At 31.8% G+C, this 11,457-nt stretch carries 7 protein-coding genes and 1 pseudogene; 5 read left to right on the top strand and 3 right to left on the bottom strand.

Annotated features, from left to right (window positions below; genetic code table 11):
- The first annotated feature begins 7 nt into the window (after positions 1 to 7).
- A complete protein-coding gene (locus ACKTSW_RS01775; RefSeq protein WP_408023558.1) occupies positions 8 to 1,975 on the top strand; it encodes a DUF5689 domain-containing protein in 1,968 nt (655 codons plus the stop codon).
- A 69-nt stretch (positions 1,976 to 2,044) separates the two neighbouring features.
- Here the strand turns inward: ACKTSW_RS01775 and ACKTSW_RS01770 are convergent, their stop codons facing one another.
- On the bottom strand, positions 2,045 to 4,126 hold the full coding sequence (locus tag ACKTSW_RS01770) for a M20/M25/M40 family metallo-hydrolase (protein ID WP_408023557.1): 2,082 nt from the start codon (positions 4,124 to 4,126) through the stop codon (positions 2,045 to 2,047).
- Positions 4,127 to 4,320: 194 nt separating this feature from the next.
- On the opposite strand from ACKTSW_RS01770, the gene ACKTSW_RS01765 reads away from it, so the two are divergent.
- The 4 genes and pseudogenes from ACKTSW_RS01765 to ACKTSW_RS01750 all read left to right on the top strand — a co-directional run.
- On the top strand, positions 4,321 to 5,205 hold the full coding sequence (locus tag ACKTSW_RS01765) for a metallophosphoesterase (protein ID WP_408023556.1): 885 nt from the start codon (positions 4,321 to 4,323) through the stop codon (positions 5,203 to 5,205).
- 270 nt (positions 5,206 to 5,475) lie between these two features.
- Positions 5,476 to 6,678: a porin gene (locus ACKTSW_RS01760; protein ID WP_408023555.1), complete on the top strand. Its 1,203-nt coding sequence runs from the start codon at positions 5,476 to 5,478 to the stop codon at positions 6,676 to 6,678.
- A gap of 72 nt (positions 6,679 to 6,750) precedes the next feature.
- Positions 6,751 to 9,012, top strand: coding sequence for an inorganic phosphate transporter (locus tag ACKTSW_RS01755; RefSeq protein ID WP_408023554.1), 2,262 nt, complete (start codon positions 6,751 to 6,753; stop codon positions 9,010 to 9,012).
- Between the two features lie 93 nt (positions 9,013 to 9,105).
- Positions 9,106 to 9,324, top strand: a pseudogene (locus tag ACKTSW_RS01750) (IS3 family transposase); the annotation flags it as partial.
- Positions 9,325 to 9,366: 42 nt separating this feature from the next.
- Here ACKTSW_RS01750 and ACKTSW_RS01745 read toward each other — a convergent pair.
- Both ACKTSW_RS01745 and ACKTSW_RS01740 read right to left on the bottom strand, forming a co-directional pair.
- On the bottom strand, positions 9,367 to 10,236 hold the full coding sequence (locus ACKTSW_RS01745) for an acyl-CoA thioesterase (RefSeq protein WP_408023553.1): 870 nt from the start codon (positions 10,234 to 10,236) through the stop codon (positions 9,367 to 9,369).
- Positions 10,237 to 10,258: 22 nt separating this feature from the next.
- Positions 10,259 to 11,278 carry a GNAT family N-acetyltransferase gene (locus tag ACKTSW_RS01740; RefSeq protein WP_408023552.1) on the bottom strand — a complete coding sequence of 340 codons (1,020 nt, stop codon included), beginning with the start codon at positions 11,276 to 11,278 and terminating at the stop codon, positions 10,259 to 10,261.
- Between the last annotated feature and the right edge of the window lie 179 nt (positions 11,279 to 11,457).

Below are 11,457 nucleotides of genomic sequence, written 5' to 3'. Positions count from 1 at the left end.
ACTCAAAATGAAAAAAATAAATTTACACAAGATTTTTGCAATACTTTTTATTGCAATTTCTGCTTCATGTGTTGACAATAATGATTTTGAATTACCAACTATTGGACCAGATAAAGAATACGAAAACTTAAAGTCTTTAGATGAAATTATTGCACAATACAATGGTGATCCTGTAGAATTTGTAGAGGACGTTACTGTATGTGGTTATGTAGTTTCTGATGATAGAGAAGGGAACTTTTTTAAATCAATCATAATTCAAGATAAACCAGAAAACCCAACTGTTGGTTTAGAAGTAAGAATAGATGACACTAATTTAGGTGCTCGTTATAATGTGGGTAGAAAGGTATACATTAAGTTAAAAGGACTTGCTTTAAGTAAATACTTTGCATCTTTTCAAATAGGTGTTTTAAATGGAAATAGTACAGATAGAATTGAAGCAAACGATTACATCAACTTTATTGATAGATCTTCTGAAATTGCTGAAATTGTACCAACCAACTTAACAATTGGTGAATTAACTGATAACCATATTAATACTTTAGTTAAAATTGATGGAGTACAATCTCAAGAAAAGGGTTTAACTTATGCTGATCCGGATCCAGATAACACTTATTCTATAAACAGAAATTTTGTTAGCTGTGAAACTTTTGAGTCTATTATCATGAGAACAAGTGGTTTTGCTACTTTCAAATCTTACCCTATCCCTGACAAAAAAGGAAGTGTTACTGCCATTGTTGGAAAATTTAGTAGTGATTATCAATTATATATTAGAGATACAAACGATGTTGATTTTACGGAAGAGTATGGTTGTAATAACAATCCTACTGAAGCTTCTTTAGCTGATGTTAAGGCTTTATTTGCAGGTAGTGAAACCACCATTACTCAAAATTTAAAAGTGAAAATTGTAATCACTTCAGATCTTTCTACAGGTAACATCTCTAATCAAAATGCTTTTGCTCAAGATGCTACAGCTGGTATCGCTTTACGTTTTAGTGATGTTTATAACTTAGACTTAGGGGATGAAATAGAAGTTACTGTTGGTGGCGCTAAATTAAGTGAATATAATGGTTTGTTACAATTAAACATCTCTCCATCAAGTATCATTAATACTACAGCAGGAACATTACCTACTCCTGAAGTAATTACAATAGCACAAGCTTTAACAGGAGATTACCAAGGTAAATTAGTACAAATTGAAGGAGTACAATTTAAAGACAATACTAAAAATTATGATGGTAGTAATCAGCTAATTTCCGAATGTGATGGAGATGAATTAACAACTTTTGTTAGAGGACAAGCTACATTTGCTAATAACCCTGTAAGTGATAAAAAAGGTACTCTTACAGGAGTAATATCTGATTTTAAAGGGGTTCAAATCTATTTAAGAAATGAAGCTGATGTTAACTTTACTGAAGATTATACTACTTGTGGAGGTAGTAGTACTACCAATACTATTTTCTTTTCAGAATTAGCAGACCCTAATAATAATGCTAATGCTAGATTTATAGAGTTATATAATTCAGGAACTGACGCCATAGATTTATCAGGGTGGGTAATCAGAAGGTATACTAATGACGCTACTTCATCAACATCATCAATTGACTTATCTGGTCAAACAATTGCTGGTGGAAGTACTTTTGTGATTGCTAAAAATGCTTTAGAATTCTCTACTGTATATGGTGTTACTGCCGATATGGAGTCTACTTCTGCAGCAGCGGATTCTAATGGAGACGACCAATTAGAATTAGTAGATTCAAGCGGAACTGTAATTGATGTTTTTGGAATTATTGGAGAAGATGGTTCTGGGACAAATCACGAATTTGAAGATGGTAGAGCTAATCGTAAAGCTTCAGTAACGCAAGGAAATCAGACATACACATTCTCTGAATGGGATATTTGGAATGATACTGGTGCTGCTGGTACAACTAACGCACCTCAAGATGCTCCAGGAGCTTTTACTCCTAAAGTAAGATAATTATTATCTCTAAAAACAGTAAAAGCCCAAGTTTAAAAACTTGGGCTTTTTTACCTCCTAATTTATAAATTATTTTTTAACTAATTGTTTAGTATACATTTTTCCAGTATCCTCAAGAGACACAAAATATACCCCAGCAGATAACTTTGAAACATCTATATTATTACTTCCAGCACTCATTTTTAGTTTTTTAAGTAACTTTCCGTTTACATTATAAATAATTACTTCTTTATTTTTCCATAACTCATTATATACCTGTAAAGTAATGAAATCTTCTTCAACAGGATTAGGAGAAAAAACAATTACATTAGTATTATCTACTAAAATTTGCTTTGTATTTAATTCCGTGATTTTAGCACTACCACAATTTCCTATTCTATTCCATCCTCCTAAAGTTCTCTCATACAAAACATTAAAATAAACAACCCTATCACCAGCCTGATAGCTTTGAGAAGAATCGTATTGAGGTACTCCATCACAAATATTCGTACTAATATCTCCATCGTCTTCAATAATATTTATAGTATAATCTTCTACTTCGCCATAACTAAATGCTCCACAAGAAGTATGCGTTGTGTTATATCGCATAGACACCCTCATTCTTGTGTTACCTAATTTTGCATTGGCTGGAACAGTAAAAGTACCGTTTACTGGGCTATCTGTAGAAGCACTTTTAATCCATACTTGCTCTCCACTGTCTTCAAAATCAGAATCCTGATTATAGTCAATCCAAACGGTATATCCTTCTTTATAAATTGTACCTGTCCATTTAGGGGTAATAGTTATTGTATTGGAACTACCTTGCTCTAAATCAGTAGAAATATTCGTAAAATCTTGATAACCATTTGTAGCTCCAGAATTATTATTAATTGCTCCTAGTAACACATTTTGAATATACTCATCATTAACACTGTTTCCTCTTGAATCACAGTAAGTTGGCACACTAACACTCGTTTTACTTTTAGCTACTTCAATTAGATATTCTAAACCTAATTTTGCAAATTTTGCTGCATGTGTAGCATTGGCAGTTGGAAACCGATCAGACGTATCGTTCACCGTGTGAATATACGGGCTTGAATCATTGAATGAAGCTTCAAAAGGGAAAGCTGCATCATATCCTTGTTGTGCCCAACTATAATGATCAGAACAACCATAATTACACCTAGTATAATCATAAGTAAATTGATGATTCCCTGAAGCGTTATAGTAATCCATAAGGCTAGCTAAAAAATCATTAAGTGTACTACTATTATAACTGTCATCAGAAATATAAACATCTTTAGGTGATCCTTTATAATTTGTCATATCAAATTGTACATACGATAAAACATTAATATTTCTATTTTTATAATCCTGAGCGATCTCTTTTGATCCTCTTAAACCAACTTCTTCGGCAGCAAATGCCATAAACTCAATAGTTCTTTTTGGTTGAAAATCCATTTGAAAAAGTACTCTAGCCATTTCAGTAATTGTAGCAATACCAGAAGCATTGTCATCTGCTCCAGGAGCATTGGTTGCTCTTTCTGGACTAACAGAATCGATATGACCACCTATAATTACATATTCATTTGGAAAATCACTCCCTTGAATAGTCATAACTACAGAAGGCATTGAGGTACTACTGTGGTTTACTATTCTAACACTAACATCAGACCTACCATTAGCTATTGTTTCCCATTTTTGTTTTAAATCTTGAACAGCTTGGGTCGCCTTTTGAGTAGTATGATATCTGGTTCCATAATTTTCAAGCTCTACAATATGGTTGGCAATATTTGTATTATTTACCAAACCTAAACTTTGATTTACAAGTTGATTCTCACTAATTGTGTATGAGGCTCTCTTTTTGTGAGCCTTTCTACTTTGTAGTTTCTTAATTGTTTGTAAAGCCTGTTTTTCTGATGGCTCGTAAATAAATCCTGGACCATGAGTTAAAATCATATGATGCAGTTTTTCAGCTGCATGATGACTTAGTTTTACAGCACTAAAGCCATTAGTGGAGGAAAGAATCTTAATATCAGAGGGGGCTACTTTGAGTAATTTTAAAGCATCTTTAGTTTCAATAGTGCCATAAAACATTTTTTCTTGGCTGTGAACATTAGAAAAACTAAGGCACAGCAATAGTAACGAAAGCAATAAATACTTTTTTTTCATTTTTGAAGGGTATTAATGTTAATTTTTTAAATTTCCTGTAAGTTATAAAATTTTAACATTATAGCATCAAAGTATTTTTAACTTCTTAATTAATATTAACTTAAGGTGTTAAAAAATTGTTCTAACATCTAACAATTTTTGTACTATCTTTTATTTTTTTTGCATCTTTATATGTACATAAATTTTTATTATAAATGTCTTCAAAGCACAGAATAACTAGAGCTTTTAAAAAAGCTAAAAAACTTCCATTAAACAAGAATTCTAAATATATTTTGTTTTCTGATTGTCACAGAGGTGATAACAGTTTTGCAGACGACTTTTCTCAGAATCGTAAAATATACCATTATGCCTTATCTCAATACCTTCAAAATGGGTTTACTTATATAGAATTAGGAGACGGCGATGAGCTTTGGGAAAACAAATTTGTAGATATCTTCAACGCTAGTAAAGACATCTATTTATTACTACAAAAGTTTCATCAACAAGAAAAACTACATTTCATTTGGGGAAACCATGACATGAATTATAGAAAACCTAAAAATGTTACCAAAAATTTAAGCTCTTATTATGATACAATTGACGGAAAAGAAAAAAAATTAATGCCAAATGCTTCTTTTTCAGAAGCAATTCGACTCGTACGAAAAGACGGAAAATGTATCTTCTTACTCCATGGTCATCAAGCAGATTGGTTTAATTATACTTTTTGGAAATTTAGTAGGTTTTTGGTTCGTGTTTTATGGCGCCCCCTACAAATTCATGGAATTAAAGACCCTACAAGTCCTGCTCAAAACTTTAAAGAATTAATTAAAGTAGAGCGCCGCTTAGAAAGGTGGATTAGGGGCAATGATAACCAAATGATTGTTACTGGTCATACACACCGTCCAAGGTTTCCATCTGAAAATAAGCTTCCTCTTTTTAACGATGGTAGTTGTGTACATCCAAGATGTATTACTGGTTTAGAAATTGAAAATAATGAAATAACACTTATAAAATGGCATGTACTAACCAATAAAGATGGTACCATGCAAATTACAAGAACAGTACTGGAAGGTCCGAAAAAAATATCAAATTATATTTAAACTACATAACACTATGATAACATAAATACACTCCTTATATAACAGTTTTTTAATTTATACTTAATATCAGTATTAAAGAAAGAGAATATCTTTGTTTTACCTCATCTTGAGGCGTACAGTCATTATAAATTTATTAGTTTTTGTCGACTATTTATTTGGCTTACTATATACTGCCTTGAAAACAAGGCAGTTTTTTTAATATTAGGTTAACACTAACTTAACATTAAGGTTTGTTATTTGCCGCGACAAAAACTAATAAACACATAACTAATGAATTGTAAAGCAGCACTTACATCTGTAAGTATGTTTGTAGCACTATTTACTTACGCACAACAAACAAACGCACCTAAATTTGGTAAAGGATTATTTAATCTAGTAGGAAAAGATAGTACATGGACTATGAATATGAGTGCTAGAGTTCAGTTTTTAGCAACTGCTGATTGGGACTCTAACAGAGATGGATTATACAATCCTAGCTCTTCAATGTTGGTAAGAAGAGCTCGTTTAAAGTTTAATGGGTTTGCTTTTTCTCCAAAATTAAAATATAAGATGGAACTTGGCTTATCTAACAGAGATATTAGTGGAGCTTCAGAACATACTGGAAATGCACCAAGATATATTTTAGATGCTGTTTTAAAGTGGAACTTTTATCAAAATTTTGAGTTATGGTTTGGACAAACAAAACTACCAGGTAACCGAGAACGTGTTATCTCTTCTGCTAATATGCAATTGGTAGATCGTTCTTTATTAAACAAGCGTTTTAATATTGATAGAGATATGGGAATGCAACTAAGACATCATTTTAAATTATCTGATAAGTTTATTGTTCGAGAAGCTTTCGCTTTTTCGCAAGGTGAAGGAAGAAACATTACGGTAGGAAATCTTGGAGGACATCAATACACAGCACATCTTGAGCTTTTGCCTTTTGGGAAATTTGAAGGTAAAGGAGATTATACAGGAGGAGATTTAAAAAGAGAACAAACTCCTAAGCTTGCTTTTGCTATGGGATACGATTTTAATAACGATGCTGTTAAAAACAGAAGTAACCAAGGAAACTACATGATTAATGATGAAGGTTATTATCAAACTGATATTACAACCCTGTTTGTAGATACAATGTTTAAGTATAAAGGATTTTCATTCATGGGAGAATATGCTTACAGAGACGCCAAAGATCCTGTTGCAAAAAATTCAGACGGTACTCTTACAGGTGAAATCGTACAAGTAGGTAGTGCATTAAACCTTCAATCAGGATATTTATTTACAAATAACTGGGAGGTATCGGGTCGTTTCACTAATATTTCATTGAATGAAGCTATAACAGGAAAAGGTACTGAAGATCAATACACAATAGGTTTGTCTAAGTACATTGCTGGACATAAATTAAAAGTACAAACTGATGTTAGTTACTTAGATATAGCAACCACTACAAACCAATTAATGTATAGACTACAGGTAGACATTCACTTTTAAATGTTAACATAAACATAACACAAGAGCATTCTTGTGTAACTAAATTTGCAAAACTTAATTAAAAACTAAAAAATGGGAGATCCATATATTTTAATGCTAGTCGCTTTAGCTGTTTTAGCTATTGTAGACTTGGTTGTAGGAGTTAGTAACGATGCTGTTAACTTTTTAAATTCAGCAATCGGTTCTAAGGCAATTAAAGTAAGAAACATTATGATAATTGCGAGTGTTGGTGTATTTTTTGGAGCGGTTACTTCAAGTGGGATGATGGAAGTAGCACGTAAGGGTATTTTTAACCCTAGCATGTTTATGTTCCAAGACATCATGTTTATTTTTATGGCAGTTATGATTACTGATATTTTATTACTAGATATCTTTAACTCTTTAGGAATGCCTACTTCAACAACGGTTTCTATTGTATTTGAATTATTAGGTGCAGCAGTATGTGTGTCATTAATAAAAATTGCAGCCAACGACGATCAATCTATTTCTGATATCTGGAACTACATCAATCATAAAAAAGCTATCCAAATTATCAATGGAATTCTACTCTCAGTGGTAGTTGCCTTTTCTGTAGGTGCCATTGTGCAATTTGTTTCTCGTTTGATTTATTCATTTAATTTTGAAAAAAGACCAACATACATTAATTCATTATTTGGAGGTTTTGCTATTACTGCAATTACTTATTTCATTATTATTAAAGGAATGAAAGGAACTCCTTTTTATAGTGATATAAAACACTTAATTGAAGGAAACTCTATACTTATAATTTCTGGAAGCTTTGTTTTTTGGAGTGTTATATCTCAGGTTTTAATTCAGTTTTTAAAGGTTAATATTTTAAAATTAATTATTGGTGTTGGTACCTTCTCGTTAGCTATGGCGTTTTCTGGTAACGATTTGGTAAACTTTATTGGTGTACCAATTGCTGCTTGGAACTCATATCAAGCTTGGGAAGTATCTGGTGTTGCTCCAGACGCATTTTCTATGGGAATATTAGCTAAAAAAGTACCTTCTAATGTATGGTTACTATTGTTAGCAGGAGCCGTTATGGTTATTACTTTATGGACTTCTAGTAAAGCAAGAAATGTAATTAAAACGGGTATTGATTTATCGCGTCAAGGAGACGGGCATGAAAAATTTCAACCAAATCCATTATCAAGAATTGTAGTAAGAGGTGCTATGGGTATTAATGCAGCTATTAGCTTTATTGTACCAAAGAAAACTTTAAATTTTATAGGTTCTAAATTTCAAAAACCTGTAATTGAATTACCTAAAGATAAAACATATGAAATGCCTGCTTTCGATTTAGTAAGAGCAGCTGTAAACTTAATTGTTGCTGGTATTTTAATATCTATTGCAACCTCTATGAAGTTACCATTATCAACCACATATGTAACCTTTATGGTAGCCATGGGTACCTCTTTAGCTGATAGAGCATGGGGACGTGAAAGTGCTGTTTATAGAGTTGCTGGTGTAATTAACGTTATTGGTGGGTGGTTCTTAACTGCCATTACAGCCTTTTTAACTGCTGCTTTAGTTGCTTATTTAATTAGCTGGGATATGGTTATGATTCCTGTATTGTTATTAGTAGTTGCGCTTTTAATTGGAAGAAACACATTACAACACAGAAAAAAATCTAAAGAAGAAAAGAAACAAGTACATATGGAACGAGCAGAATTAATCACCATTAATGGTGTGATTGAAGAAAGTTCAGACCATATTGCTGGTGTTGCTAATCGTATAAACAAGTTATATTCTAGTGTTGTAAAAGACCTAGCTACTCATGATTTAGTTAAATTACGTAAAACTGATAAGCACGTTACGAAACTAAATGATGAAATTGATAGCTTAAAAGATGGTGTATTCTACTTTATTAAGTCGTTAGACGATACCTCGGTACAAGCAAGTAGATTCTATATTTTAATTTTAGGTTATTTACAAGACGTTGCACAATCTATTAGCTATATTTCTAGAGCTACATACAAACACGTAAATAACAATCATAAAAACCTTAAAAAAGGACAAATTAAAGATCTTAAAAGTATAGATAATACACTTTCTAAGTTATTAGATGATATTGCTAATACATTTGAAAATAGAAGTTTTGATAATTTAGAACATATTATTGACGAGAAGAAAGAATTATTAAAAGATGTATCTAAATCTATTGAAAAGCAAGTAGAACGTATTAGAACTGACGAAACAAGTCCTAAAAATACTACTTTATACTTTAGTATTTTGATTGAAACACAAGATTTAGTTTCTGGATTAATGAGTTTATTAGAAACTTACGAAGAATTTCATATAAGCACCAAAGCTGTTGAAATAGAAGCTTAATCAACAACATAAAAAAAGCCGAGTTTAAAACTCGGCTTTTTTATTTTTATTGTTGTCCCGTCCTGAAATAAGTTGACACAAAATCGACTTATTATGAGTAAAGGAGTAAACAAGCGGGTTAAGCGCACCCAACGCGATTACAATTTAGGCTTTAAATTAGCCTTAGTAGCCGAGGTAGAAAAAGGCAACTACACCTATAAGCAGGTACAAAAAGTCTATGGTATTCAAGGTAGGAGTACTGTTTTGGTATGGCTCAGAAAATATGGTACCTTAGACTGGAGTAATCCTAATTTTCATCAAATGCCAAAATCAAAAGTGTCCCGTCCTGAAATAAGTTGACACAAAACTAAATTATTACTTCTTCTTTATAGGGCGCATTAAACCTTCTTGCGCTACCGAAGCAATTAGTTCACCATCTCTAGTATAAATATTTCCACAAGCAAAACCTCTAGCCCCATTCGTATTAGGACTTTCTATAGAGAATAGCATCCAATCATTAAAATCAAAATTGCGATAAAACCACATAGAATGGTCTAAACTTGCCATTTGTGTGTTTCCAAAGTTGGCTACACTTGCATTAGGGTTTAAACAAGCGGTTAAAATATTGTAATCTGATATATAGGTTAGTATTTGTTGTTTAATTGCTAATGGTAACTCAGATGTTTCTCCTTTTAGTTTAAACCAAACATCAACGACTGGAGGTAAATCTTTACGATCTAACGGGTTTACAATTTGTACAGGTTTAAAATCGATAGGACGCTCAATACTTAAAAAGTCTTTCATTTTCTTTGGTAAGAAGGCTCCAAATTGACCTAACATATCCGTCCAACTTAACAATTCTTCAGGTTGTTTTAAGTCTTTTTTTATAGGCATTTGATGCTCATACCCTTCTTCATTTTTATGAAAAGAACAAGACAATATAAAAATTGTTTTATCTTTTTGGTGGGCTGTAACTCTACGCGTAGAAAAACTACCTCCATCTCTAATAGTTTGTACGTTATAAGTTATAGGTAACTCTAAGTTTCCTGCTTCTAAAAAATACGAATGTAACGAGTGTAAGATACGCTCTTTAGGTGTTGTTCTATACGCTGCATTTAGTGCTTGTGCCAATACCTGACCACCAAAAACATTTGGGCTACCTATATCTCTACTTACTCCATTAAAATTACCCTCTCCTAAATCATCAAGGGTAAGTATATTTAATAACTCTTGTGTGTTTTTCATTTGTTACTACAATAAAGAGAATTTAATTCTTTACACTTTCTATTTTAAAAGGCTTTATTAGCCTAAATTCTGTTGGTTGAATTCTATTCAAAAATAAACTTAAAATACGATTTGGAATACTTTTCTTGTGTCGTAAGTATATTGTTAAATCTTGTGGGGTTGCTCCTACTGAGCTTTTTATTTCACTTGCTGTTCTCCCAAAATTTATAATTTCTATTTTATTATCAATTCCTAATAATATATAATCATATAACATTCTTTGATAAACGGCATAGGTTCTATTAACTGTATAATCGATTCCTACGAAGTGTGCGTCGAGTGAGTTTTTATTAATTATTCCTGATAAAAAACCGACTAATTTATCCCCTAACCAATAGGCTTTTATAACATAATCGTCTTTTAAATTTTCTTTTAAAGATGTATATGTTTCTAAATTAAAATCGCCTAAATTAAACCTCGCCTTGTTGGATACCTTTTTATACAACAACGTCATTTTTGGTAATAATTGCTCTAAAGAATCAATGGTTACATCTTCAATCCGCAAGTCTGCACTTTGCTTTAATGCTTTTCTTGCTTTTACTCTATACTTGGTTTTAAGTGCAGCTAAATAATCATTAAAAGTATGCCAATCATTATTCAATACTAATACCATACTAGGCTCTACATTAAACGAATTATAACCTACATTATGCAGTGCATCAGTAATAAAAAGTGATTCGTTTTCAAAATCCTTCAACATAAAAACATTAATTGCCTCTCGTGAAATATCTTTTTCATAGGCTACTATAGCTTTGGCGAGTTGTTTTACAACTTGTTTTTTATCTTGATTTGATTTGATAAAAATTCCATGTTCTCCACTCACAAAAGTATTACCACAGGTAAGTATTTTAAATGGTTTTTGAGGAGATAACAAGTGTAGATTCCTACCCATACAACGTATCCAATCTATAACAGATTGTAAATCGTTTTGAACACTATCCAAATAAAAATCGACCAATTGAATAGTTGCAAAAGCTATTGCTTTTTTTTCTTCATCAAACAACAAGATATAAGAAAATTGTATTTGCTGATTGTTTTTTTCTAAAGCTTCTAAATATGCTGGTTGAAAATATGCACTATGAGTACATTGAAGTTCTTTCCAAACCTTTTCTGGTATCTCTTTTACTGAAGAAAAGTAACATGTGTTGGGTGTTTTTTTTTTACAGAATAAAATAGTAGTAG

Origin of the sequence: Tenacibaculum sediminilitoris, assembly GCF_964513795.1 — a bacterium.
Taxonomy (GTDB): domain Bacteria; phylum Bacteroidota; class Bacteroidia; order Flavobacteriales; family Flavobacteriaceae; genus Polaribacter; species Polaribacter sediminilitoris.
Note: the sequence above shows the minus strand (reverse complement) of the source record. Positions and strands in the feature narration are given on the sequence as shown.

Bases quoted from the DNA above. Each gene is read 5' to 3' on its own strand.
- ACKTSW_RS01745 (WP_408023553.1), bottom strand. From the start codon at position 10,236: ATGAAAAACACACAAGAGTTATTAAATATACTTACCCTTGATGATTTA.
- ACKTSW_RS01755 (WP_408023554.1), top strand. From the start codon at position 6,751: ATGGGAGATCCATATATTTTAATGCTAGTCGCTTTAGCTGTTTTAGCT.
- ACKTSW_RS01760 (WP_408023555.1), top strand. From the start codon at position 5,476: ATGAATTGTAAAGCAGCACTTACATCTGTAAGTATGTTTGTAGCACTA.
- ACKTSW_RS01775 (WP_408023558.1), top strand. From the start codon at position 8: ATGAAAAAAATAAATTTACACAAGATTTTTGCAATACTTTTTATTGCA.
- ACKTSW_RS01770 (WP_408023557.1), bottom strand. From the start codon at position 4,126: ATGAAAAAAAAGTATTTATTGCTTTCGTTACTATTGCTGTGCCTTAGT.
- ACKTSW_RS01765 (WP_408023556.1), top strand. From the start codon at position 4,321: ATGTCTTCAAAGCACAGAATAACTAGAGCTTTTAAAAAAGCTAAAAAA.